The sequence below is a fragment of the Acidianus sp. HS-5 genome, from assembly GCF_021655615.1.
In the GTDB taxonomy this organism is placed as follows: domain Archaea; phylum Thermoproteota; class Thermoprotei_A; order Sulfolobales; family Sulfolobaceae; genus Acidianus.
Window position 1 is genome coordinate 2,495,879 of record NZ_AP025245.1, and the last position, 24,464, is coordinate 2,520,342.

The 24,464-nt window shown below is 34.9% G+C and carries 25 protein-coding genes; 13 read left to right on the forward strand and 12 right to left on the reverse strand.

Annotated elements, in window-relative coordinates:
* From HS5_RS13910 to HS5_RS13935, 6 genes are read right to left on the reverse strand one after another with little or no spacing between them, the layout of a single operon-like run.
* Positions 1-1,257, reverse strand: coding sequence for an anthranilate synthase component I (locus tag HS5_RS13910; RefSeq protein ID WP_236751955.1), 1,257 nt, complete (start codon positions 1,255-1,257; stop codon positions 1-3).
* Complete coding sequence (locus tag HS5_RS13915; RefSeq protein WP_236751956.1) at positions 1,254-1,844, reverse strand: N-(5'-phosphoribosyl)anthranilate isomerase; 591 nt, start codon at positions 1,842-1,844, stop codon at positions 1,254-1,256. Before HS5_RS13915 ends, HS5_RS13910 begins: the two co-directional genes overlap by 4 nt.
* Positions 1,834-2,874 (reverse strand): anthranilate phosphoribosyltransferase, encoded by a 1,041-nt coding sequence (gene trpD, locus HS5_RS13920; protein WP_236751957.1) that lies wholly within the window; start codon positions 2,872-2,874, stop codon positions 1,834-1,836. Before trpD ends, HS5_RS13915 begins: the two co-directional genes overlap by 11 nt.
* The gene (gene trpA / locus HS5_RS13925) at positions 2,864-3,598 is read right to left on the reverse strand and encodes a tryptophan synthase subunit alpha (protein ID WP_236751958.1); all 735 of its coding nucleotides are present in this window, start codon (positions 3,596-3,598) and stop codon (positions 2,864-2,866) included. Before trpA ends, trpD begins: the two co-directional genes overlap by 11 nt.
* A complete protein-coding gene (locus tag HS5_RS13930; protein WP_236751959.1) occupies positions 3,595-4,869 on the reverse strand; it encodes a TrpB-like pyridoxal phosphate-dependent enzyme in 1,275 nt (424 codons plus the stop codon). Before HS5_RS13930 ends, trpA begins: the two co-directional genes overlap by 4 nt.
* A 48-nt stretch (positions 4,870-4,917) precedes the next feature.
* Positions 4,918-5,190: an acylphosphatase gene (locus HS5_RS13935; protein WP_236751960.1), complete on the reverse strand. Its 273-nt coding sequence runs from the start codon at positions 5,188-5,190 to the stop codon at positions 4,918-4,920.
* Positions 5,191-5,284: 94 nt separating this feature from the next.
* Here HS5_RS13935 and HS5_RS13940 point away from each other — a divergent pair, with 94 nt between their 5' ends.
* Positions 5,285-6,370, forward strand: coding sequence for an inositol-3-phosphate synthase (locus HS5_RS13940; protein WP_236753600.1), 1,086 nt, complete (start codon positions 5,285-5,287; stop codon positions 6,368-6,370).
* A 242-nt stretch (positions 6,371-6,612) separates the two neighbouring features.
* On the opposite strand, the gene ppsA is transcribed toward HS5_RS13940, so the two are convergent.
* Both ppsA and cdvB1/B2 read right to left on the reverse strand, forming a co-directional pair.
* Entirely contained in the window at positions 6,613-8,964 is a 2,352-nt protein-coding gene (ppsA, locus tag HS5_RS13945; RefSeq protein ID WP_256445594.1) for a pyruvate, water dikinase, read from the reverse strand.
* 85 nt (positions 8,965-9,049) lie between these two features.
* Positions 9,050-9,712: a cell division protein CdvB1/B2 gene (gene cdvB1/B2, locus HS5_RS13950; RefSeq protein WP_236753601.1), complete on the reverse strand. Its 663-nt coding sequence runs from the start codon at positions 9,710-9,712 to the stop codon at positions 9,050-9,052.
* A gap of 68 nt (positions 9,713-9,780) precedes the next feature.
* Between cdvB1/B2 and HS5_RS13955 the strand changes: the two genes are divergently transcribed.
* The gene (locus tag HS5_RS13955) at positions 9,781-10,056 is read left to right on the forward strand and encodes a hypothetical protein (RefSeq protein WP_236751962.1); all 276 of its coding nucleotides are present in this window, start codon (positions 9,781-9,783) and stop codon (positions 10,054-10,056) included.
* On the opposite strand, the gene HS5_RS13960 is transcribed toward HS5_RS13955, so the two are convergent.
* Positions 10,028-11,473 (reverse strand): UbiD family decarboxylase, encoded by a 1,446-nt coding sequence (locus HS5_RS13960; RefSeq protein ID WP_236751963.1) that lies wholly within the window; start codon positions 11,471-11,473, stop codon positions 10,028-10,030. The two genes, HS5_RS13955 and HS5_RS13960, sit on opposite strands and share 29 nt — an antisense overlap.
* A 97-nt stretch (positions 11,474-11,570) precedes the next feature.
* Between HS5_RS13960 and thrC the strand changes: the two genes are divergently transcribed.
* Genes thrC through HS5_RS13985 form a run of 5 tightly spaced genes read left to right on the forward strand, consistent with a single transcriptional unit; the run spans position 11,571 to position 16,950 of the window.
* Positions 11,571-12,752 (forward strand): threonine synthase, encoded by a 1,182-nt coding sequence (gene thrC, locus HS5_RS13965; RefSeq protein WP_236751964.1) that lies wholly within the window; start codon positions 11,571-11,573, stop codon positions 12,750-12,752.
* Entirely contained in the window at positions 12,739-14,076 is a 1,338-nt protein-coding gene (locus HS5_RS13970; protein ID WP_236751965.1) for an aspartate kinase, read from the forward strand. The genes thrC and HS5_RS13970 overlap by 14 nt, the downstream gene beginning before the upstream one ends.
* Positions 14,064-15,116: an aspartate-semialdehyde dehydrogenase gene (gene asd, locus HS5_RS13975; RefSeq protein ID WP_236751966.1), complete on the forward strand. Its 1,053-nt coding sequence runs from the start codon at positions 14,064-14,066 to the stop codon at positions 15,114-15,116. Before HS5_RS13970 ends, asd begins: the two co-directional genes overlap by 13 nt.
* The gene (locus HS5_RS13980; protein ID WP_236751967.1) at positions 15,113-15,730 is read left to right on the forward strand and encodes a PHP domain-containing protein; all 618 of its coding nucleotides are present in this window, start codon (positions 15,113-15,115) and stop codon (positions 15,728-15,730) included. Before asd ends, HS5_RS13980 begins: the two co-directional genes overlap by 4 nt.
* Positions 15,727-16,950 carry an Nre family DNA repair protein gene (locus HS5_RS13985; protein WP_236751968.1) on the forward strand — a complete coding sequence of 408 codons (1,224 nt, stop codon included), beginning with the start codon at positions 15,727-15,729 and terminating at the stop codon, positions 16,948-16,950. The genes HS5_RS13980 and HS5_RS13985 overlap by 4 nt, the downstream gene beginning before the upstream one ends.
* On the opposite strand, the gene argF is transcribed toward HS5_RS13985, so the two are convergent.
* Positions 16,943-17,866 (reverse strand): ornithine carbamoyltransferase, encoded by a 924-nt coding sequence (gene argF, locus HS5_RS13990; protein ID WP_236751969.1) that lies wholly within the window; start codon positions 17,864-17,866, stop codon positions 16,943-16,945. The two genes, HS5_RS13985 and argF, sit on opposite strands and share 8 nt — an antisense overlap.
* Positions 17,867-17,897: 31 nt before the next feature.
* Between argF and HS5_RS13995 the strand changes: the two genes are divergently transcribed.
* The 5 genes from HS5_RS13995 to HS5_RS14015 all read left to right on the forward strand — a co-directional run bounded on the left by HS5_RS13995 (position 17,898) and on the right by HS5_RS14015 (position 21,629).
* Positions 17,898-18,515 carry a DUF4443 domain-containing protein gene (locus tag HS5_RS13995; protein ID WP_236751970.1) on the forward strand — a complete coding sequence of 206 codons (618 nt, stop codon included), beginning with the start codon at positions 17,898-17,900 and terminating at the stop codon, positions 18,513-18,515.
* Positions 18,493-19,554 carry an ATP-NAD kinase family protein gene (locus tag HS5_RS14000; protein WP_236751971.1) on the forward strand — a complete coding sequence of 354 codons (1,062 nt, stop codon included), beginning with the start codon at positions 18,493-18,495 and terminating at the stop codon, positions 19,552-19,554. The genes HS5_RS13995 and HS5_RS14000 overlap by 23 nt, the downstream gene beginning before the upstream one ends.
* 72 nt (positions 19,555-19,626) lie before the next feature.
* Complete coding sequence (locus HS5_RS14005; protein ID WP_236751972.1) at positions 19,627-20,334, forward strand: replication initiator protein WhiP; 708 nt, start codon at positions 19,627-19,629, stop codon at positions 20,332-20,334.
* 156 nt (positions 20,335-20,490) lie between these two features.
* Complete coding sequence (locus HS5_RS14010) at positions 20,491-20,832, forward strand: hypothetical protein (RefSeq protein WP_236751973.1); 342 nt, start codon at positions 20,491-20,493, stop codon at positions 20,830-20,832.
* A gap of 11 nt (positions 20,833-20,843) precedes the next feature.
* On the forward strand, positions 20,844-21,629 hold the full coding sequence (locus tag HS5_RS14015; protein WP_236751974.1) for a hypothetical protein: 786 nt from the start codon (positions 20,844-20,846) through the stop codon (positions 21,627-21,629).
* On the opposite strand, the gene HS5_RS14020 is transcribed toward HS5_RS14015, so the two are convergent.
* On the reverse strand, positions 21,565-22,281 hold the full coding sequence (locus tag HS5_RS14020; RefSeq protein WP_236751975.1) for a hypothetical protein: 717 nt from the start codon (positions 22,279-22,281) through the stop codon (positions 21,565-21,567). The two genes, HS5_RS14015 and HS5_RS14020, sit on opposite strands and share 65 nt — an antisense overlap.
* A 106-nt stretch (positions 22,282-22,387) precedes the next feature.
* Here HS5_RS14020 and thsA point away from each other — a divergent pair, with 106 nt between their 5' ends.
* A complete protein-coding gene (gene thsA / locus HS5_RS14025) occupies positions 22,388-24,064 on the forward strand; it encodes a thermosome subunit alpha (protein ID WP_236751976.1) in 1,677 nt (558 codons plus the stop codon).
* On the opposite strand, the gene HS5_RS14030 is transcribed toward thsA, so the two are convergent.
* On the reverse strand, positions 24,061-24,420 hold the full coding sequence (locus HS5_RS14030) for a hypothetical protein (RefSeq protein ID WP_236753602.1): 360 nt from the start codon (positions 24,418-24,420) through the stop codon (positions 24,061-24,063). The two genes, thsA and HS5_RS14030, sit on opposite strands and share 4 nt — an antisense overlap.
* Positions 24,421-24,464 lie beyond the last annotated feature (44 nt).

Below are 24,464 nucleotides of genomic sequence, written 5' to 3' on the forward strand. Positions count from 1 at the left end.
TTAAACACCCATTGCAACTTTTAATGCCCTCATTTTATGTTCAGTCTCAAAATATTCCATTTCAGGAATGGAATCATATACTATACCTGCTCCTGCTTGTATTCTAAATAAGTCCTTGTTAACGAAAGCCGACCTAATAGAAATAGCAAACTCTGCGGAATCCTTAGATATAAAACCTGCAGCTCCAGCGTAAGGACCTCTCTTAAAGGGCTCTAAGTTTTCAATAATATTCATAGCCATAGGCTTTGGGGCGCCGCTTACAGTGCCCGCAGGAAACGTTGATTTTAATACATCAACTGGCGTAAATCCTTTTTTTAAAGTACCTATCACCCTGCTTACAATGTGTTGAACATAACTGTACTTTTCTATATACATAAAGTCTGGAACCTTTACCGTACCTGGATAACATACTCTTCCTATATCGTTCCTAGCTAAATCTACTAGCATTAAATGCTCTGCCCTTTCTTTTTCAGAAGAGAGAAGCTCTTGTTCTAATTCAAAGTCTTCTTCTGGTGTATTCCCTCTAGGTCTAGTGCCAGCTATAGGATAAGACTCTATAACACCGTTTTGGACTGAAAATAGTAGTTCTGGGCTAGAACCTATAAGTTCCCTATCCTTGAATTTAAGATAAAACATGTAAGGTGACGGATTAATTTTCCTAAGATTATAGTAAAACCTCATTAAGTCGCCGCTAAACGTGAATCTATAAAACCTAGAAAGGACTACTTGGAACGCGTAACCATTCCTAATATATTCTAGAATTTCATTAACAGAATCTTCAAAGTCGTTCTTATTCATAGATTTATCGTAATCAGAAAATTTTACAGTACCTATCTCCCCACAGCTAGAAATCCCACTTATGTCACCATTAACGTAAACTTTTGCACTATTATGATCATATATTATAATATCCTCTGGCAAAAAGAATTCACCAGTAGGCCACGGTTCTGCTAATGGCTTAATATCCTTCACACTCTCCCATTTCCTCACTGCATCATAAGATACATAACCTATATACGCGTTAAATTCTGGAATTGAGAGACCCCCATAAGTTGAAATCGAATAAAGCTTGTCTGCAATATCTTCTGAAGAATCTGAGTATAGATAATCCTTCTTACCCCAAGCTATTATACTGTATCTCGCCTTGTTTTGAGGACCACTAACACTCTCTAAAAGTGCAGCAAAGTCTTCGTTAGCCCTTATGCATTTAAAAACTTCATAAGGTTGAGCAAAGGAAGTTATGGGATATACATTCATGCTTTAACACGCTTCACAATTTCTATTACTTTTATCATATCTTTCTTTCCAGGATATTTTTCAACTCCACTCGAAATATCTATCCATTTTGGATTAATTTCTATTATATTGTCAATATTATTTATATTTATCCCACCTCCAACACCTACGCTGTATTCCTTTATTGCTTTCTTAACGAAACTTAGGTCTATGCTAATTCCCTTCTTAAGAGAATCTAGCAATATCATATCTGAATAATCGATAGCATTTTTTAGATAATCCATATATTTCTCGCTTGCTGGAACATATAATATAACTCTCTTATCATAAGATCTTAACTCCTCTAGCTCAGAATTGTTCAAAACCCTATGTATCTGTAATAAGTCGGCATGCTTTGTCTTTTCTATTAATTCAGGGATTTTTCCATTTACCTTGACTGACACTGTTGGCTTGCATGAAAACTTTTTGACAACATCAACAAAATCATCTTTTGCATACCTCTTGCTTATAGGATCTGTTACTATTCCGATGTAATCTACATTCATCCTTGAGATATCTAAAACATCTTGAAGTGTGGCTATTCCGCATATCTTTAATTTAATTGACATCGGCCATCGCCATAAAATTCTTGAGTGCATTTACGTTACCGTTATGTGAAATTATATCTAACAGTTTATTCAGTGATGTAGAAATTATCTGCGAAGAATACTCGTATCCATCTTTAAAGTCTTTCACAATACCGCAGGAATATAAGGCTACTGCGGAATTCACTTTTATAAACTCCTCTACCGCCTTATCTTTTCCCGCAAACGCTCTCAATACCTTAATTACCGACTCTTTACTATCATTAGCCAATAATTCTGATATCTTTGGTCTATATTTTATAATATCTGTAAAGTTAAATTCGTATTTATCAATATTGTTACCTTTAATTTCATATATTATCGTAACTCCTAAAGGGCTTACCTCATCCATTCCAGGCTCACCGTGAATTATCAGAAGTTTATCATAAGAAAGAGAAATTGCAGAATCTGCTATCTTATCCATAAACTTCTTTGAGAAAATTCCCATTACCTGCTTTCTCGCCATAGCGGGGTTGGTTAAAGGACCTAGGAAATTAAATATAGTCCTTATCCCTAGGGTCTTCCTTACATTTGCTACGTTCTTCATAGCAGGATGATAAAGCTGAGCAAACAGGAATACGAAATTATCCTTAGAAATTAATTCTTTTGCCTTATCTGGAGTTACATTTATATTGTAACCTAAAGTCTCTAAAAAGTCTGCACTACCGCTTTTGCTACTTGCTGCTCTATTACCGTGCTTTGCTACCTTGCAAACTTGACTTAAGAGAATTGCAGTTGCAGTACTTACGTTTATAGTTCCTAATCCGTCTCCTCCAGTACCCGCAGTGTCGACTACATCTCCTAAATCTACTTTTATCGCATTAGCTCTCATGGATTTTGCAAAACCTATTATCTCCTCTGGTGACTCACCCTTAGTTTTAAGTGAAGAAAGTACTGCAGATGAGACTAGCTCCGGTATCTCGCCCTTCATTATTGAGTTGGCAATAAACTCTGCCTCTTCCACGTTAAGGTCTTGTTTATCTGTTATTTTTTCCAAGATCTCCTTAAAACTCATTTAGAACACCTCTAAAGTATTTTACCAAATTTATTGCATCTTGTACTCCACCTTTTTCTATAGCTTCAATGTACGCAGTACCTATGGCTATGCCGTCTGCTCCTGCTCTCAGCGCTTTCCTCATATCTTCTACGTCAGATAATCCAAATCCAACTACTAGCTTATTATTTACTAAAATCCTTATTCTTGTAATTAAAGAATCAACACTGACTGGAATTGGGACTCCTGTAGTAGGCCTTACTCCATAGTATAAGAAAATATCAGAGATCTTAGAGACTTTTTGGATCATAGGATCCGGAACTGAAGGAGCAGTGAAAATTACTGCCTTTAAGCCATGATCTCTAATTATCTTAACGTACTTCTCGTATTCGTCTACGTAATCTATTAGTAAATCTGGAAAGAGTATTCCATCTATTCCTATTTTTGACAAATTAGATAGGAAATCATCAAGTATAGGTAACCAGTCTTCAAGATATGTTAAAATAATTATAGGAATTTTTACTCTGTTCCTAGTTTCCTTTAGTAAAGGCCAGATATCTTTTAGCCAAGTTGACACTTGCTTATAACTTCTCCTTATAACAGGACCATCGTATTTAGCATACTTTGGTGGAACGCCTATCTCTAAAATATCCGAGCCTTCCCTAATACAACCGTCAATAAATTCTAAGTACTCCCTTTCCTTAGGATAACCTAAGGTAGCATAAGAAACTAATATTCTGCTCATTTTGATAACCTTTTCATCATTAACTCATAGTTTGGTAAATCCAGTAATCCATGACCGCTTAAATTGAATACTATAACCTTTTTCTCGTTGTTCTTCTTAGCTTTTAGTGCTTCATCTATTACAGCCTTTATTGCGTGGGCAGATTCTGGCGCAGGAACTATGCCTTGAGCTTCCGCAAATAATTTCGCAGCCTCAAATATTTCTGGTTCGCTATATTCTCTCCACTCTATCATTCCTTGTCTTATAAGTAGGCTTAATGAGGGTGCTGCACCGTGATATCTAAGTCCTCCTGCATATATTGGTGGTGGAACATAGTCCTTACCTAAAGTTATCATCTTTACCATTGGCAATAATCCTGCACTGTCTGGGAAGTCATACATGTAATCTCCTTGGCTAAATTTAGGTATTTCATAAGATCCTACTGCAATGAACTTCTCTCCTCTTTTAGCTCCTAAGAAAGGAAATGCAAAACCTCCAAAATTGCTTCCTCCGCCAACGCAACCTATTAGGATGTCAGGTTCATCTCCTAGAATATCCATTTGTTTCATTGCTTCTTGACCTATAACGCTTTGATGAAGTATTGCAACGTCTAATACACTACCTACTAAGTATCTGTAATTATTAGCCAGGGCATATTCTATTGCCTCACTCATTGCAACTCCTAAAGACCCTGGATGAGATGGATTCTCAGCTAAAACTTTCTTACCATATTCCGTCAAATTAGTGGGACTAGCGTAAACTTTTCCTCCATATAGTTCCATAACAGTCCTTCTTTGAGGTTTTTGCTCATAACTTACCTTTACCATGAAAATTGTAGATTCCATATTGTACATCCTTGCAGCTAAAGCCACTGCGGTACCCCATTGCCCTGCACCGGTCTCTGTAACCACATGATTTACTCCTTCTGCCCTAGCGAAATATGCCTGAGGTAATGCAGTATTTATCTTATGCGAACCAGTTGGAGTAGCTCCTTCAAATTTAAAGTATATTTTTGCAGGAGTGTTTAGCATTTCTTCGAGCCTTTTTGCCCTCATTAACGGAGTAGGTCTACCTATATTTAGATAAGCTTCCCTTACTTCTTCTGGAATTTTTATAAACCTCTCTACGGTAAACTGTTGTCTTAGAACTTCCTTTGGCATTATTTTCCTTAACAAATCTATCCTGGAAAATTCAGCTTCTGGAGGATCTCTTGGAGGTGGAAGTGGTTTAGGAAGATCTGGTATTATATTATACCAGTATTTGGGAAGAATTTCTTCCCTCTCTATTGCCATTGGCTCAACAAGAACACCAAAATAAAATGTTAAGCTGTAGTATATAAGCTAATATGTTTCGAAAGAATCAAATTCTCCTTTATACTCTTCTATTTCATAATCCACCTTTTCAACTTTAGATAACGGAGGACCTTGTCTCAAATAATCAAGAAGTTTATCTAAAGCCTCCTCGTATCCTTCTGCAATAACTTCTACTGTTCCGTCATCTAAATTTTTTGCATATCCCTTTATTCCCAATCTCATCGCATTTATTTGAACAAATCTCCTAAATCCTACACCTTGAACTCTTCCATATATTATGGCTTTCATTCTCTTTAACATATAATCACCTCAGTGTCGCTCCACTTCCTCACTGCTCAGATAAATCCCTTTCATCAACAATATATATTTAATCTACATCTTCCCTTTAAAAGTGATGATTAGAATAGCAATAGCCGGTTTAGGAAATTGTGCGTCAATGCTTATCCAAGGAATTGAATATTATAAGAATAAAGGAGACGGCTATTATGAAGGATTAATTACTCCCATTGTAGGTAATTACAAAGTGACTGACATAGAAGTAGTAGCTGCGTTTGATATTTCTAAAAATAAAATTGGAAAAGACATTGCAGAGGCAATTTATCAACCTTCTAATATAACTCCAAAAATAGTTGAAATGAAGAAAACAGGAGTTAAAGTTTCGCCTGGACCCGTAATGGATGGAGTAGCACCACACATGAAATCAATATTTAATCCAACTCAAGAGCAAGTTAACATAGAAGACGTTGTAAATGTACTAAAGGAAAGTAAAGCTGATATTTTAATAAACTTATTACCAGTAGGAAGTGAAGAGGCCTCTAGAACTTACGCCAGAGCAGCTTTAGAAGCAGGGGTAGCATTCATAAATGCAATTCCAGTATTTATTGCAAGTGACCCTACTGGCAAATTTCCTGAAGAATTTGCAAAAAGAGGATTACCAATAGCTGGAGATGATATAAAAGGTCAAGTAGGAGCTACAATTTTCCACAGGGCAATAACATCGCTCTTTATGCTTAGAGGAGTTAAAGTTGAAGAAACTTATCAATTAAATGTTGGAGGAAATACAGACTTTTTAAACATGAAAACTGAAGAAAGACTTCAATCTAAGAGAATAAGCAAAACTAAAGCCGTAACAAGCACTTTAGAGAATGAAGATGAGATAGAAAAAGAAGGTAAAATAAGGATAGGTCCCAGCGATTACATACCGTTTTTAGGTAATACAAAAGTTGCTTATGTTTACGTTAAAGGTTCTGGATTTGCAGGGATGCCTATAAAAGTTGAAGCTAGCTTAGAAGTAGACGATAAGTCAAACTGCGCGGCAGTATTAGTAGATGTGATAAGGGCAGTAAAGTTAGCATTAGATAGAAAAATAGGAGGACCACTAGTTAAAGTTTCAGCGTTCTATTTTAAGCATCCTCCAATACAAGCTAAGAACGATGAGGAGGCGTATAAATGGTTTGAAGAATTTGTGCGAAATATGTGAGGAAAAAGAAGTTAAATACGCTTGCAAACTTTGTGGGAGAAAGGTCTGTGAAGAAGATTATGTAAAAGAAAAAGGAATTTGTAAAGTATGTGAAATTAGTTTATGCCAAATGTGCCATAAGCACTTGTCCCTAGGATATTGTGAAATATGCGGAAGGTTAGTATGTGATGAGTGCACAGCTTATTTTGACGGCTCAAGAAGAATATGCAAAGAATGTTATAATAAAAATAAAGTAACTTCTACTATTTCCTCAACTTCTCGAGCATAATCTTTTGCTCTATACTCGCAACACTTCTCCTAGTAGATATTACTGCATCTGGATTTACGCTTATGCTGTCAATGCCTGATCTAACTAGGAACTCAGCAACTTCTGGATAAACGCTGGGAGCTTGGCCACATATAGAGACTGTAGCGCCATGCTTGTGAGCTATTCTTATTAATTTCTTCATTGAGCGCAATACTGCTGGGTCTCTCTCATCATAATATCCCATTCTTCCGAGAATTTCTGAATCCCTATCAACTCCGAGAGTTAATTGAGCTAAATCATTACTACCTATACTAAATCCATCAACAATCTTAGCAAATACGTCAGCCAGTACGATTACTGATGGAACTTCGGCCATTATCCAGACTTTAAAGTCTTTAGATCTCTGTAACCCTTCGTCCTCCATTATTTTTAATGCTTTCTTGAGTTCCCATTCTGTTCTAACGAACGGGAACATTACCCAAACGTTCTTTAAGCCCATTTCTTCTCTAACTTTCCTTATTGCTTTAACTTCCAATCTAAATGCAGGCTCATATTGAGGACTAACATATCTGGATACTCCCCTCCATCCCAACATTGGATTCCTTTCTTCTGGCTCAAATTCTTCTCCACCTATAAGTCTCCTATATTCATTAGTCTTGAAATCCGAGAACCTAACTACAACTGGCCTAGGATAAATTGCAGTAGCAACCCTTGAAACTCCGTCTGCTAACTTATCTACAAACTCTTCTGGCTTACCTATTTTTATAAGGTAAAGAGGATGATATTTAATCCATTCAGAGACTATGAATTCTATTCTCATTAAACCTATACCGTCAAAAGGTAGATCAACGTATTTCTCGATTATATCTGGTTGGCCTAAGTTCATGTAAATCTTTGTAGCAGTAATTGGGTATAAGCTCATTAGAGTATCTCTACTTATACCACTTACGCCTTGAGTAACTTGAGGCTTTTGTTCTTCTACTTCTTCAACAATTCTTCCCTCATAAACAATTCCTCTAGTAGCATCAACTGTTATTTCCTGGCCATCTCTTATTACCTTAGTACCTTCCTTAGTGCCTACTATAGCTGGAATTCCTAGTTCTCTAGAAACGATTGCAGCATGGCTTGTTATTCCTCCTTCGTCAGTTACTATCGCTGAAGCGATTTTCATTACAGGTACCCAGTCTGGATCGGTCATTCTAGTAATCAGTATATCACCTTTCTTGAAATTATCTGATTCTTTTACATCAAGAATAACCCTAGCAGTACCGCTAGCTATGCCAGGACTTGCTGCAAGACCCCTAACTAAGACTTTCCTGTTCTCAACAGACGTTACTTCCTTTTCCTCCTTAACCTCTTTCTTAGCGCTCCAGAAAGTCTCAGCCCTTGCTTGAACTATGAACACGTTATCTGGGAATTTAAGATCAGCATCAATAGCCCACTCTATATCCATAGGTCTCTTATAATGCTCTTCAATCTTAAGAGCTAACTTAGCTAATTCTATAGCCTCATCGTCAGAAATACTTATTTTATCAGCGTCTGGAGAATTGCTTAAATCGATCTCCTCATTTTCCTTCTTTTGAGGATTATATATGAACTTTAAAATCTTATGAGATACTCTTGTTTCGACTATTTTTAACGTAGATTTATCCACAACTATTTCATCTGGAGTTACTTTGCCTCCCACTACTGCCTCTCCTAATCCCCAAGAGGATTCTATAACAATGTACCTAGTATCTCCAGTTGAAGGATGTAAAGTAAACATTACTCCGGCAGATCTAGAATTAACCATTTTTTGGACAATTACTGCCATTTCGACAGTTGAAGAATCTATTCCCTTAACTTTCCTATATTCGATAGCTCTATCATTGAATAAACTTGCCCAAACTTCTTTTACCTTTTGAATGAGTTCGTTCCTACTTACATTAAGATAAGTATCTTGTTGACCAGCAAAGCTTGCGTTCTCCATATCTTCTGCCGTAGCAGAAGACCTAACTGCTACTAAAACTTCTTTGCCCACTTTCTTTACTAATTCGTCATAATAAGAAAGAATTGCGTTCTCAAGGTCTGGAGGAATTTGAGAGGAAATTATTAATTTTTTAATTTCCTCACTAGCAGTTGCGGAATCTTTTTCCTCCAAAATGGACTTAATCTTTGATTGTAAATTATTATACGAAACAAAATAAGAATAAGCTTTAGATGTTATAACAAAACCGGGTGGAACTCTTATATCAAAACTTACTAGTTCACCTAAATTAGCCCCCTTGCCACCAGCGAGTTCTATCATATCTTTTCTAAGTTTTGTAATATCGAGAATTGCATCTTTTAGAAGAGCCTCGACAATAATTTATCACCAAATAATTTATACACTTAATACCTTAAAAAGTTACTTAGATTATTTAAACTAACAAAAAAGGTAATAAACATAAAAATTATTTCTGTGTAGGTGCAGTCTTTTGAGCAGTAGTAACCATTGAGGGTAATTCTGGGAAGTTTTCCTTCATTCTTTGCTCTGCTATTACGGATGCCTCCTGTAATATCTTCTTAGCTTCTGGGTTGCTTGCTACGTAGTCTATATTGCCTCCAGTGAAGTCTCCTGCATCTATTACAACTTCTTGTAAGCCTTCCTCTATTTCCTCTAATTCTAGGCCTAATTCTGGCATCATACCTTTCATCGATTCTCTAAGCTCCTTTATTACACCTACTACAGGAACTAAGTTAGTGAATACATCTCCAAGTTCTGTAACAGTCTCCAATCTAAGCTCTACTTGCTCTAAGGCTATTTGAGTAGTTATAAGTTGTTTTGATACCTTCCTTATTTCCGCTATCTCATTAGCATACATAGCCGCTCTAGCTTCATCCTTATTCATTTGCGCGTCAACAACTCTCTCAAATAATGTCCTATCTCTCTCCTGCATCTTAGAAATGTAAACATCCAATCTGCTTAATGTAGTCCTTAATCTGTATTGGGCCATTATTAGCTTATATCTTAACGGCTCCTTAGTCTTGAATGCACCCTTAATCTTGTCTGCAATACTTGCTTCCTGCTTTCCATTCCATCCCTTTATGAATTCTTCCATCTTTGCCATGTTGATTTAGATCTTTAGCTTTAACTTAAATTAAATAAAGAGCCATATAATACTCAAGATAGTGAGATTATAAAATGAGGCTTTTTGAGGCTAAAATATGTGGAGAAAAGCTTATATTACAAAATAAAAGCGGAAAATCACTTTTTATCAGAGAAATACTAGTAAAATACAAGGTAACAGTAACTACTGTAGATGAAAAAACTGCGTTAAAAACTATAACAGATTACATAGAAATAAATAAAGAGATACAAGATAAATTGGAAATTCAATTAGTCTCCACAGATGTAGCAGAAGTATCAATAATTTACAAACAAGATGATGTCACTTTGAGGGAAGATATTTCCCTATAATTTTATTCCATATTGGTTCTATCTTTTTAACGACAGCCTCATCACTCTTTACCTCTTCTGGCCAATCTCTTCCAAGCTCTTCCCTAAACTTTCTAGTAGCATCTATACCTATCTTACTACCTAAAGGAGGATGGGGAGACGTGTGATCTAAAGAATCGTTCATCGCATAAGGAATAACTAGAACGTCTCTTACGGGATCTACGGTAGTAGATATTGCATACATTACTTGGTTTATATCGTGAACATCAATGTCAGCATCAACTATTATAATAAATTTAAGGAAACTTAACTGACCATTACCCCATATGGACATCATTGCCCTCTTAGCTTGTCCAGGGAAAGTCTTTCTTATTGAGAAAATTCCTATACTTGTAAAAAGGCCGTATTCTGGCAAATTCATATCAACCAGTTCAGGAATGACCATTTTTATAAAGGGCAAGAATATTCGCTCTACAGCTTTACCTATCCATGCATCTTCGAGAGGAGGCTTACCAACTGAAGTTGCGTGAAATATGGGACTATCCCTAAGATAAACTCTTTCAACCTTAAATGTAGGATAATAATCCACTGAAGTATAATAACCTAAATGATCACCAAAAGGTCCTTCTGGCCTTAAATCATCTAGATCTACATAACCTTCAATTACAGACTCCGCCGATGAAGGTACTAAAATATCGTTATTCAATCTATATAATTCTACACCTTCCCCTCTTAAAATGCCTGAAAAAAGATACTTATCAATGCCTGGAGGAACAGGAGATGCCGCAGTAAAAGCTATTACTGGATCTACTCCATTAACAATTGCAACTGGAATTTTAGTAATTCCCTTCTCCTTATACTTTACCGCAGTTAAAGAACCCCTTTTGAACGCTTGCCAATGCATTAATGCTTCCTTATTATTCAATATTTGAATTCTGTAAACACTGACGTTATGAACATCAGTTTCCGGGTCTTTGGTTACTATCAATGAGAAAGTGAAAAATCTTCCAGCATCCTTAGGCCAAGTTTTTAATGCAGGAAAATCTTCTAACCCTATTTCTTTCTCCTTAAACTTTGGTTTACCAGATTTGGGCATAATTTTTCCCAACTTTAAAAAATTTGGAAGAGATTTTATTTTATCTAACAAAGATAACGGAATTCCTTGAAATTCATTCATAAAATTTTTACCTATATCCTCCAAATTGCCTGTACCTAAAATCTCCCTTATCGAATCAATAGAATAGAAAATATTGGTAATTACTTTCCATTCACTATAATTTTTAACATTATTAAATAAAAGTGGGGGTAAATGAGCGTAAGTAGCCCTCCTGCTTAACTCCGCAATCTCTAAATTCACATCAACTTCATCATTAACTTGTACAATTTTATCTCTCTTAAGCATAAAATTTATATAACCTCGCAGATCTTCAAACGCCATATTTTATAACATTCATTTTGCACAAAGCTTATATTTTTATATTTAATTCAGCTTAATCGGCTGGTGACAAAAGGTTGGAAACAAGTTAGAAGGCTACATGAAATGCTTAGAATGCGGATATGAGACTGAAATTAATCAAAAAATAATAACTTGTCCTAAATGCGGAGGAATTTTAGAAATTAAAGTTAAATTAAAAGACTTCTCCTTCTCTAACCTTAGAGGAAGAGGTGTTTGGAGGTATAAAGACGCTATTCCTGGAAATTACTCTAAGGTAGTAAGTATAAGTGAAGGAAACACTCCGTTAATACATTCAAAAGTATACAACAACACATTTTATAAATTTGAAGGGGCGAATCCTACAGGAAGTTTCAAAGATAGAGGAATGACAGTAGCAGTAAGTTCTGCAGTGAATACTGGATATAAAGTAGTAGCAGCTGCATCCACAGGAAATACTGCAGCTTCCGCAGCGGCTTACGCATCAAGAGCAGGATTAAAAATATATTTAGTTTTGCCTAAAGGTAAAGTTGCATTAGGTAAACTTGCTCAATCAATATTATACGGAGCAACTATATTGGAAGTAAACGGAAGTTTTGACGTAGCAATGACTTCAGTAATGAGATTATATAAAGACCTCGGAATAGTTTACCCACTTAATTCTTTCAATCCTTGGAGATTAGAAGGACAAAAAACTATTGCATATGAAATTGCGGAAGAAATAGGAGAACCAGATAATGTAATAGTTCCTGTAGGTAATGCAGGAAACATATATGCTATCTGGAAAGGATTTACAGAACTCCAAGAATCTGGAGTTATTTCAAAAATACCAAGAATGATAGGGGTTCAAGCAGAGGGAGCGGCACCAATAGCTAAGGCAATAGAAAAAGGACTTAATGAACCAGAATTCTTCGAAAATCCAGAGACTATTGCTACCGCTATTAGAATAGGCAAACCAGTAAATTGGAAAAAAGCAATAAAGGCAATAAAGAACTCAAAGGGGACTGCATTATCAGTATCTGACCAAGAAATTGCTGATGCACAAAAGAGGCTTGCAAGAATTGAAGGAATAGGAGCAGAACCTGCATCAGCTGCTGCATTAGCAGGATATGAGAAAGTGATAAGAGAAGGGATAGTAGATAAGGATCAAAAGAACGTTCTAATCTTAACTGGTCACGCATTAAAAGATCCAGACGCTATGCTAAAACTAGATGCTAGAAGAATTCTAATTAATCCAGAACATATAGAAAATATAGTTTTAGGTGAGGCAAATGATAATAATTAAGATAGGAGGATCTATACAAAAAGATGAGAAGGATTACGAACTTATAGCTGAAAAAATAGAAAAATACTCTGATAAAGAGGATAAAGTACTCATAATTACATCAGCATTGAAGGGAATAACCAATGATTTAATTTCTGCTACAGAAAATAGGGAAAATTCTACAGAAATAATAGGAAATATTTATGATAAATATATCAAAATTTTATCAAAAGTATCAAATGGACCAGAATTCGAAATAGCTTTTAAAGACCTTTCTAAAATGGCGGACGAACTATTCAAAATAGCTTGGTCAATAAAAGTTTTAGACGAGATCACTCCAAGGGTTAAGGATTACATTCTATCCTTTGGAGAAAGAATGTCAACTGTAGTCTTAAATGCTGCATTAAGATCTAGAAAATTAGACTCTTTAGCATATCCTGAACCGCCATTAATTACCGATAATAATTTCGGAGAAGCAAACGTCTTAGAAGATCTCACTTTAAAGGAAATTAACGAAAAAGTTCTAACTAAAAAGAATAAAATACTAATATTGCCTGGATTTATAGGCAAAACTATAGATGAAAGATCCACTACAATAGGTAGAGGAGGTAGTGATTATACTGCAACTTTAATTGGAAAGCTACTAAATGCAGAAAATGTAAGGCTAATAACTGAAGTTCCTGGAATAATGACTGCAGATCCTAGAAAAATAGAAGGAGCAAAAACTATTAAGAGGTTATCATTAGAGGAGGCTGTAGAACTAGCTCAAATGGGAGCAAAAAGACTTCATCCAAGGACTTTTGAACCAATGTTTTCTTCAAATATGAAAGTCAGCATTGAAGGGTTATACGAAGAAGGAGAAACAGTTGTAAGCGGTTTTTGTGAAGAAGAAGATAAGTTAAAGGGAGTTACCGTACTCGATAACTTAAAAATGATAAATATTGAAAGCACTAGGATAGTAGGAAAGATAGGGTCTGCAGCAAGAGTAATGGCTGAAGCTAAGGAGTCTAATGTAAACATTATATCGATTTCACAACCTGCATCAGAAACGACAATAAGTATTGTTGTAAATTCGAGTGACGCAGAAATTCTTGCAAGAAAATTGAAAGAAATTTCAGATATTGATAATATAGAAATTAAGAATGTAAGCGCAGTAAGTATAATAGGTTGCGGACTTAGAAATAATGAAATATTTAAGGAAGTAGAAAACGTAGCCCTACAATACGACATACTTTCAATGTCAAGAGGACTGAAAAACGTAAGTGCTACTTTTATAGTTAAAAAGGAAGAAGGATATAACTTAGCTAAGAATTTGCATGAGGTTGTGTTAAAATGGACAAATTGAAAGTATCCCTATTAGGATCTACAGGAATGGTAGGACAAAAAATGGTTAAAATGCTAGCAAGCCATCCTTTCATAGAACTAACCAAGATAAGCGCATCACCGTCCAAAATAGGTAAAAGATATGAAGAGTCAGTAAAATGGATTGAAGGAGAGATTCCAGAAAGCGTAAAAGATATGAAATTAGTATCAACAGAACCTGAAGATCACAAAGATGTAGACGTAGTACTTTCTGCACTTCCTAACGAGCTTGCAGAGGACATTGAACTTAAACTAGTTAGAGCAGGCAAAATAGTCGTTTCCAATGCCAGCCCTTATAGGATGGATCCGGAAATTCCTCTAATTAATCCAGAAATAAATTGGCAACACTTAGAGTTACTTAAGACTCAGCAAAGTAAAAGAAGTTGGAAAGGATTATTAGTAAAAAACCCAAACTGCACTGCATCAATAATGTCTCTACCATTAAAACCTATAACGGAATTAATAACACAAAGAAAAATAATTATGACAACTTTACAAGCAGTAAGCGGAGCAGGTTATAACGGTCTATCTTTCATGTCTACATATAATAATATTATCCCTTACATAAAAGGAGAAGAAGAAAAAATACCTAAAGAGATAGGAAAAATGTTAGGAAGAATTCAAGACGGACAAATAAGTAATGCTAACATAAATGCAAGAATAACATCAATAAGAGTTCCAATAAAAGTAGGTCATATGGGCATTATAAACGTATTACTAGATGACACGGATAAGATAAGCGTGGATGAGATAAAGAATGAACTAAGAAATTTCAAATCGTTACCACAAGAGAAAAACTTACCTACTGCACCTAAAAAACCGATAATCGTAAACAACGATGAAAGTAGACCACAACCAGAAATAGACTTGAAGATAGAAAACGGTATGGCAGTATCAGTAGGTAGAATAAGCGTAGAAAATAATGTACTCAGAATGGTAGTGCTTGGAGACAACCTAGTGAGAGGAGCAGCAGGAATTACAATCTTAACAGTGGAAGTAATGAAAGAGTTAGGTTACATATGAAATTCGATTTTCATGCTCACACAAATTATAGTGACGGTAAAGAAGATCCTATTAATCTCGTAAAATATGCTAAAAAGAAAGGGCTATATATTGCAATAACGGATCACGATACAAGCAGAGGTTATGAAAAAGTAAAAGAGGAACTAGTAATTCCTGGAGAAGAAGTCACAACACAATTCGGTCATGTAGTTATCCTCTGTAACTTCCCTCCAAATCCCCCTAAAGATATCTCCTCTTTAGTTGACTACTCAAAGGAAAACTCTTGTATAGTTTTCCCTTCTCATCCTTTCGATATTTTTAGGAAAGGAATAGGAAATAAGGTTTTTGAATATAAATTTGACGCAATAGAAATTTTCAATTCAAAAGCACCTAAATCCGCAAACGATAAAGCTACAGACGCCGCAAAAGAACTTAAACTCCCCGGTTTAGCGAATAGCGACTCACATGTGAAAGAAAGCATAGGTTCTGCGTATAATGAAATTGATTTAAATGAATTTAACATAGATGAAATTCTTGAGAATATAAGGAAAGGTAAAGTAAAACCAGTAGGCATAGGATTATCAATAACAGCTAAATTCAAGATTTTACAATGGTATATTGAGAGGAGAATTTGAGAACAATACCTGCAGAACTTTGCGTAAAGTGTAAAGGAAATAAGCTCCTCTGCGGTTTACGTAGTTGTCCTATTTTAGAGAGATTTAGATCAACAATAGGTGTAATGAACAAAGTATATAATAAGAATGAAATTCAAGGATCTACACCTCCAAGCATAGTAATAGGAGAGAAAAATTATCCAAAAGTGAGTATATCTTTCAACATACCTCCAGATATTTACGGAGATGAAGCAAAAACTTATGAAGATCCTAAAGGTTGGTGGGGTAAGGCGTCTATATATGATATAATAAATTACCGGACATCATTACTTTCCAACAATATCGAGGTAAAAGTTGAAGATGTATGGAAATTATACGAGAAAGAATTATCATTAGCTGCAGTCTCAGAAAAACCTGTACAATCACAGTCAAAAATAGATGGAACTATTTTACCTAAACTGAGGTTCGACGGATATGTAATGCCAAGAGGACCTTCGGCTAAAGCACAAAACTTGGAAGTAGTTGAGAACCCCAGACTTAATAAAACTTTGAATAAATTAATTTTTGATGATGCAAAAGCTGAAGATGCAGTAGTTAAACTTTATCAGGAAACTCAGGACGTTTATACTATAATTAACGCATTGTCTCTGGGTCTACTAGGAGTAAAAAAGAATAGAAAACTTATACCCACAAGATGGGCAATAACTGCAGTAGATTCCATAATAGGTAAAAACGTGTTACAACAAATAAGAGATTATCCAGAAATAGATACAGTTGAAGTATATTATCAAAAATATTTAGGAAACTATTTTCACATAATTCTGTACCCTTCAGCGTATCAAGTAACCTGGATAGAAATATGGCACCCTCTATCTTTATGGGCTAGCGAACTCACGATCTCAGAATTAACAGAAAATTACTGGGGAGAGTACTCAACAATGGACGGAGGCTACATGGCAGCAAGATTAGCAGTGCTTGAACACTTAGAGAAAATAAGAAGATCCTCAGGAATAGTCATAGTAAGAGAAATAACTAACGAATATTTCGCTCCCTTAGGTAATTGGCACATAAGAGAAACTGTAAGGAAAGCAATGGAGAATAGAATAAGCAAATTTGACACCCTTGAAAAAGCAATTTATTTTGTAAATCAGAGATTAAACGCAAAGAAGGTAGATATTAGTAGCCTTAATTCAATAAAAAGACTTATAAAACAAAAAACTATAGATCAATTCTTTAAATAATTAAAGAAAGAACAGACATAGCTGTATATAACCTATTCTCAGCCTCATCCCATACAGCACTTTGTTTGCCATCTATAACCTCAGCATCTACTTCTTCTCCCCTCATTGCAGGTAAGCAGTGCATAAAAATAGCATCCTTAGACGCATAACGCATTAAATCTGTAGTTACTCTGTAATTTTTCAGAAGTTCTCTCTTTTTATTGGCTATATTCTCTTCACCCATACTAACCCAAACATCTGTATAAACAACAAAACTACCTCTAACTGCAAAATAAGGATCGTCATAGAACTCTATTACTGCACCTGAACGCTCGCTTTCCTCCTCTATTCTTTTCCATATTTCAGGCTTCGGTTTAAATTCTCTAGGAGATGCAACCCTTAATTCTAAACCCATTTTAGCAACAAACGCCATAAGGCTAACCAAAACATTATCTCCTCCATCTCCCACAAAAGCAATAGGCTTCTCATAAGTACCAAATCTTTCTTTAACAGTCATAAAATCGGCTAAAGCTTGAAGTGGATGAGAAAGGTTACTGAGCAAGTTTATCACTGGAAGGCTCGAATAATCCCTTATTTTTATTAAAGAATCATGAGATAATACTCTTGCACCGATACCGTGAACAAACCTGCTCAGCACCCTAGCAGTATCTTCTACTGGTTCTCCTCTACTTAGTTGAATATCACTCTTATTAAGAACTATTGGATATCCTCCAAGCATATATACTGCTGATTCCATGCTAACTCTAGTCCTAGTGCTCGGTTTTTCAAAAATTAATGCAACTCTTTTACCTTCAAGAGATTTAGGAACAGAGTTAGTTTTCACAAAATCCTTCATCAAAAACGATACATCCATCATTCTTTGAATATCTTGTTTTTCGAAATCCAACAAGCAAAGAAGACTATTTCCTTTTAGCATGATTTTAAAGTATATCTTTAAAATTATAAATATGGATATCCTAACGATAATCACTGAAACCACAAAACCTAAACAAGGTAATAAACCTAAATACAATGAAGCTCACGTCATTCACGCATTGCTAATCATCCAGAATGAACAACCAATCGGAAGACCAACTTTAGAAAAAAGATTGAATTTAGGCGATGCGACCGTAAGAACATTGCTGAGAAGATTAAAAGAAGTAGGGGCAATAAAAGTCGATAAAGTAGGTGGAGCAGAAATCACGGAAGAATGTAAAAAGGCATTACAAGAATGGAATTCTATAATAAAAATTGGAGAAGCTGAACTAAAGTCAGTAAACTGGAATTGTAGTATGATAATGGTTAAAGATGGAAGTAAAATAATAGAAAAACAAAAAGTTATAGAGTTAAGAGATAAAATAATAAAATTAGGAGCAGATAGCGTACTAATTTCAATATTTTTAAATAACAAAGTGGAACTACCTCCAAAAACTGAAGAATTTGGAATGAAAGAATTATTAGAAGAAATTAAAAATTCTTGTAAAACTTGTGAAAATAATGATTTAATAGCTTTCATTTTACCTAAAGACCTCTATTTAGCTTACAAAGTGGGGCTGTTCTTATTTGAAAGTTGGATTAATAGTTAACCCCTATGCAGGCTCAGGAGGAAGAATAGGCTACAAGGGAAGCGACGATCTTCGCATAGAAAATCCTGAAATAGAAAGCAGAGTTAAGAGATTTTTGGATGTCGTTAAGAATGATATAGAATTTATATCTCCAAGATTTAAAATGGGTGAATACTTTCTAAGGAAATTCGGTAGAAAATACACTACAATAAATTCTGGAAAAGAAAACTCAACTAGGGAAGACACAGTAACTTCCGCAAGAATGCTATCTGACCTTACAAACCTGATTGTCTTCGTAGGGGGAGACGGTACTGCAAGAGATGTAGTAGAAGGTACACAATCTAAAATTCCCATATTAGGAGTGCCCGCAGGAGTAAAGATGCATAGCGGAGTTTTCGCAGCAAATCCTGAAACTGCAGGAATGCTCGTTAGTGCATATGTGAAAGGCATGGCAAAAATTGTAAATTCAGAAGTTATGGATATTGATGAAGATTCTTACAGAAAAGGCATTTACAAGATTAAATTGTACTATATAACTAAAACTATAAATTTCGAAGGACTTCTAGTTAGCAGTAAGGAAGAGGTAATTTCACCTTCTTATGAATTAGACGAAATAGCTGAGTACGTTATAGATAATATGAAAGACTCTATTTTTTATATTATGGGCCCAGGCAGTACCGTAAAGGCTATAGAGGAGAAATTAGGTTATTTTACAAATTTCCTAAGTACAGACCTATTCCTAGGTAAAAAGTTGCTAAAGAGCGGGGTAAATTATATGGAATTATTACAATTAATCGGGGAGTTAAAAATAGTTTTAACCCCGATCGGTGGACAGGGATTTTTGATTGGAAGGGGAAACCAAGAAATAGGCCCAGAAATACTTAGAAGGACGGGAAAAGATAATATAATAATAGTTTCATCGAAGGAAAAAATTTCAAGGATAACTTGTCTAAGAATAGATTCAGGTGAGGCTACAGTGGATAAAATGCTGGAAGGAATTTATAAAGTTATAGTAGGGTATAACGAGTTTTATACAATAAGAACGTGTAGTATGACTTGACGTAAATCTAATGATATTACTATTTGCTGAATCTAATTATTCCGTTTTAAATTTTGGCGAATAAATATTAGTGTGACAGACAAAGACATTGAGATTTCTGAGGAACTAACAAAACAGCTAGAGAGCTCTCCTAGATCAAAGCTTGTCGAGGCTATAATAATACTTCTGCATGCGAGGCCTTTAAGAACGTCTGAAATAGCCTCTAATTTAGGATATCAAACTAAGTACATCAGTAGTTATCTAAGTTACTGGAAAAAGAAAGGATTAGTTTACCAAGACGGAGGTAGATGGTATCTTACTCCGCAAGGAGAAAATTTGGCTAAGGCTATAGTCGACTCATTCTCTAATTCCAAGTTTAAGGAAATGCTTGTTATTGCTAAGCAAATGCTAGATCAGGTTAAAGAACCAATAAACAACAAAAGTGAACAAAAGGAAGAAAAACAAGAGAAGGCATTTTTGTCGTTTATTGACTCAAAAACCAGTAACACAGTAAAGAAACAACAAAACAATGATCCAACGGTTTGTATCAAAGAAATTCTTGAGAAATTAGACGATGATGAAAGAGATATTCTGTTATATTTAATAAACAAATACAAACAATGGGGATCAACCTATGTTTACATTGACCAAATTCAAGAGGAATACAAAGCAGATATGGGATGGCTATTCAAAGTTCTAAGACAATTACAGACTAAGAGAATAGTTTACTTATATCAGGATCCAAAATTAGGCCTGAGAATAGGATTCTCTAAATCCTTTAAAGAAAAACTAAACTGCTAAAATCTTCTACTTCTTTGTGCTAATTTTTTGTCACTCCTTACTTTTATTATGCTTTAATTATGCAAACTCTTATTTTTCTCGAGGACAAAAAAGCTAAATAGAGTAGTAGTAATCTATTTAATCAAATGTATCCAGACTTCACTTGAGGTGGAATGTTTGTCTTCAAACAAATCAGTTAAAATGACTGAAGACGAAATAAATAAAGCGCTAGCAAAGGCTGAAAAAGAGGCCGAAAAAAAGGATCATAAGAAAATATGGATTGATAAGATGTTAAAAAGCGCTAAAACTTATTATAAACTGTGTCCTTATTATGATAAGAAAACTTCTAATTGTTTCCTTATGTTAAGTAACAATGATAGTAATAAAAAATGTAATAGAGAAGGCAGGTATGATAACTGCCCTATATTCTTGGCATTTTTGGATAACAAGTACCAGGAATATACGTCCAAAAAGAAAATACTTCCTTTAGATTTCTTAGATCTTGCCCAGTCAGTGTAAGGGAATGATTTTTGCCCAGAAAGAAAAAAAGCAGTGAAGAGCAAAAGGAGACTAAGAAGAAAAAGGCCCAGAAGAAGGAAAAATTCGTTGATGCAGAAGCGCTATTGGACGAATATTTAGATGAGGTAGTTTTAGGCCTGGGGATATCTTTTCTTAAGTTAAAGCCTGAGGAATATAAAGAAATATTGAAAGAGCCTTTTGTTGCCGCAGTAGGTCAAGTTAAGACTAAACCTAAATCAAGGACTATAATTAACAGACTTACCGCCAATAAGGATGCTATGATGGAGTACATTGCAATGGGATTAGTTAGGATAACCGATATTGAAAAAACTACTTGCGATCAATTTGAATTCATAGTTTATAATACAAAAAAGGCTATAGTAGATCTAGCTCCAAAACTTTACAGAGAGGCAGTAAAAAGAAATAGGAAAGACCTAATAGATGTATTAAGGTATAATTGGAACTTATATGGCATAGTTTCGCCTATAAGATGTCCTAAATGTGGATTTAACTCCATAATGCCAGATTTATCGTGTAAAGTATGTGAATATGTTATGAGTATGAAAGAATTGAAGGCACAGATAAATGTAGTTCAGGCTTTACAAGATTATTACTCTGTAGATCCAGAAGGTTTTAAGGAAATTTTAACTTTAGGATATTTTTATTATACTGCAGAAGGTCCTATATCGCCATCAAAGTTTAAACCTTCTCCTCAAGTTTTAGCTTTTGAAGTTATTTTAAATAAAGATGAGAAAAAGACTCTGAGCAGTATTTACAATAATCTCCACTCTCAATAATCACGTTACAAATCTTACATCTTCTTCTATTCTCTAATCTAATTATGTTAATTGAACTACCAAATGTGTGATATATTTCGTTGTCTGTAAACTGCTTACTAGCCCATTTTATTATTTCATTTAAAAATGCATCTTCAGTTTTTAACTCCCCGGTTACTTCAGAGAATCCTAAAAGCTCGAATCTTGGCGTAGAATAGAAAGGTATAAAGATTTTCTTTGAGCTATAGTCTACAATGAGTGAGTATAAATCTAAATAACCCATATTTCCAGTACTAATTGAATAAATTAGATACGATAAAAAGAAATCTGCTGTAAATGGTAATATAATTTTTTTAAATTCAATTTCTCTGATTTTCATCATAATCTTCCATAATGTTTTATTTATGTTCTCTTCTTCGCCTATTTTATAAATAGAAATATCTAAATTGCATGATTTACATATATTATGCAGAAGTTTTTCTATCAGCTCAGTGACATCCATAAAACTTTCAGTAGTTAATAACGCAACCTTATCTTCTCTATCTAAGAATTTTGATGAGCTTAGTTCTTTCCTAAATCTTTTTACTATTTCGCTTCTAGCACAATGAGTACAAAGATATTTACCACTAATTAGAACTTCAGCTTGATTTTTACCACATTTAGTGCAAATCAAACTTTCTTGAACTTTTTCCTTAATGTTCTTTAAATTAATCCCATGTGTTACAATAGTTAAATTTATATATAAGCGATACTAAAGGTCTGCTGAAAGGTGTGAGGAAATGTCGTCTGCTGGTGGAGTTCCCGTCTTATTATTCAAAGAAGGTACTTCTAGGAATTCTGGAAGAGAAGCTCTAAAGAATAACATAGTCGCAGCAAGAACTTTAGCTGAAATGCTAAAAACTAGCTTAGGTCCAAAGGGATTAGATAAAATGTTAATTGATAGTTTTGGCGATGTAACAATAACTAACGATGGAGCAACTATAGTAAAGGAAATGGAAATTCAGCATCCCGCTGCCAAACTTTTAGTCGAAGCTGCTAAGGCACAAGACGCTGAAGTAGGTGACGGAACTACAAGTGCGGTAGTTCTTGCTGGGCTCTTACTAGAGAAGGCCGATGCATTGCTTGACCAGAATATTCATCCGACAATCATAATTGAAGGTTATAAAAAAGCATTTTCAAAATCTTTAGAGTTGATATCCCAAGTTGCAACAAAACTTGATGTATCAGATCTTAATTCCTCAACTACTAGAGAGAATTTAAGAAAAATAGTCTATACAACAATGTCAAGCAAGTTCCTTGCAGAAGGTGAGGAATTTAACAAGATAATGGACATGATAATAGATGCAGTGGCCGCAGTTGCAGAACCCCTACCTGCTGGAGGTTATAATGTAGCTTTAGATTTAATTAAGATTGATAAGAAGAAAGGAGGAAGTATAGAAGATAGCCAACTGATTAAAGGTATAGTATTAGATAAGGAAGTAGTTCATCCTGGTATGCCAAGAAGAATTGAGAAAGCAAAGATTGCAGTTCTTGATGCGTCTTTAGAAGTAGAAAAGCCAGAAATTTCTGCCAAAATAAGTATAACAAGTCCAGATCAAATAAAATCGTTCTTGGATGAGGAAGCAAAGTTCTTGAAAGACATGGTTGATAAGTTAGCCGCAATAGGAGCAAATGTAGTGATATGCCAGAAAGGAATTGATGATATAGCACAGCACTTCTTAGCTAAGAAAGGAATATTGGCAGTGAGGAGAGTAAAGAGGAGTGACATTGAAAAATTAGAGAAGGCATTAGGTGCTAGGATAATAAGTAATATTAAGGATGCGTCTCCCGAAGATCTAGGATATGCTGAGCTAGTAGAAGAGAGGAAAGTAGGAAATGATAAGATGGTATTCATTGAAGGAGCGAAGAATCCTAGAGCAGTTAATATATTATTAAGAGGATCAAATGATATGGCTTTAGATGAAGCAGAAAGAAGTATTAATGACGCATTGTACGCGCTAAGGAACATCTTATTAGAGCCAATGATAGTTCCAGGAGGAGGAGCTATTGAGCTAGAATTAGCTATGAGGTTAAGAGAATACGCTAGAACAGTAGGTGGTAAAGAACAATTAGCAATTGAAGCTTATGCTGATGCATTAGAAGAAATCCCGATGATATTAGCAGAAACTGCAGGAATGGAATCTATTTCCACGCTAATGGAGCTTAGAGCAAAGCATGCTAAAGGCTTAGTAAACGCAGGAGTTGATGCGATAAACGGTAAGATAGTTGATGACATTTATACGCTCAATGTAGTAGAACCGATAAGAGTTAAGAGACAAGTATTGAAGAGCGCTACTGAAGCAGCTACTGCGGTATTGAAGATCGATGATCTAATAGCAGCTTCTCAGATAAAGAGCGGTAAAGAAGGAGGAAAGAAGGAAGGAGAAGAATCCGCTCCAACGCCTTCATTTGGTTAAAATCTATTTTTATTATATAATAACGCATCAGAGTTTTCAATCTCCTTGTATCCATCAATTTCATCTAAAAGTTTTTTTGCAGTACTTTTTACTTCTTCTATATCATAATCGTTAATTATTTCTTCCAATAATTTTTTTGTTAGATCAATTCCTATAATAAATACGAGCTCGGTAAAATCTGGACTTAATAAATAATCTGCAAGTTTCTTAGGATTTCCTCCATATGCGGAAAAATTATATTTATTTTCAGCTTCTCCTAATAACTTCCTTACTTCATCTAACCTTTTTGGATCTAGAGTATTCGGGGTTAGCACTTTATTAGCTATATGCCTCAGAAAATCTGGAGGGCTCAAAATTATTTCGCCTAAACATGATATATTATACTCATGTATAAAAGGAT

Excerpts from the sequence above, each read along its gene's own strand:
- argF (WP_236751969.1), bottom strand. The coding sequence starts at position 17,866 with ATGCTAAAAGGAAATAGTCTTCTTTGCTTGTTGGATTTCGAAAAACAA.
- HS5_RS13995 (WP_236751970.1), top strand. The coding sequence starts at position 17,898 with ATGGATATCCTAACGATAATCACTGAAACCACAAAACCTAAACAAGGT.
- trpA (WP_236751958.1), bottom strand. The coding sequence starts at position 3,598 with ATGAGCAGAATATTAGTTTCTTATGCTACCTTAGGTTATCCTAAGGAA.
- HS5_RS13955 (WP_236751962.1), top strand. The coding sequence starts at position 9,781 with ATGAGGCTTTTTGAGGCTAAAATATGTGGAGAAAAGCTTATATTACAA.
- thrC (WP_236751964.1), top strand. The coding sequence starts at position 11,571 with ATGAAATGCTTAGAATGCGGATATGAGACTGAAATTAATCAAAAAATA.
- HS5_RS13980 (WP_236751967.1), top strand. The coding sequence starts at position 15,113 with ATGAAATTCGATTTTCATGCTCACACAAATTATAGTGACGGTAAAGAA.
- HS5_RS13930 (WP_236751959.1), bottom strand. The coding sequence starts at position 4,869 with ATGGCAATAGAGAGGGAAGAAATTCTTCCCAAATACTGGTATAATATA.
- HS5_RS13940 (WP_236753600.1), top strand. The coding sequence starts at position 5,285 with ATGATTAGAATAGCAATAGCCGGTTTAGGAAATTGTGCGTCAATGCTT.
- HS5_RS13915 (WP_236751956.1), bottom strand. The coding sequence starts at position 1,844 with ATGTCAATTAAATTAAAGATATGCGGAATAGCCACACTTCAAGATGTT.
- HS5_RS13910 (WP_236751955.1), bottom strand. The coding sequence starts at position 1,257 with ATGAATGTATATCCCATAACTTCCTTTGCTCAACCTTATGAAGTTTTT.
- trpD (WP_236751957.1), bottom strand. The coding sequence starts at position 2,874 with ATGAGTTTTAAGGAGATCTTGGAAAAAATAACAGATAAACAAGACCTT.
- HS5_RS13970 (WP_236751965.1), top strand. The coding sequence starts at position 12,739 with ATGATAATAATTAAGATAGGAGGATCTATACAAAAAGATGAGAAGGAT.
- asd (WP_236751966.1), top strand. The coding sequence starts at position 14,064 with ATGGACAAATTGAAAGTATCCCTATTAGGATCTACAGGAATGGTAGGA.
- HS5_RS13935 (WP_236751960.1), bottom strand. The coding sequence starts at position 5,190 with ATGTTAAAGAGAATGAAAGCCATAATATATGGAAGAGTTCAAGGTGTA.
- thsA (WP_236751976.1), top strand. The coding sequence starts at position 22,388 with ATGTCGTCTGCTGGTGGAGTTCCCGTCTTATTATTCAAAGAAGGTACT.
- HS5_RS13960 (WP_236751963.1), bottom strand. The coding sequence starts at position 11,473 with ATGGCGTTTGAAGATCTGCGAGGTTATATAAATTTTATGCTTAAGAGA.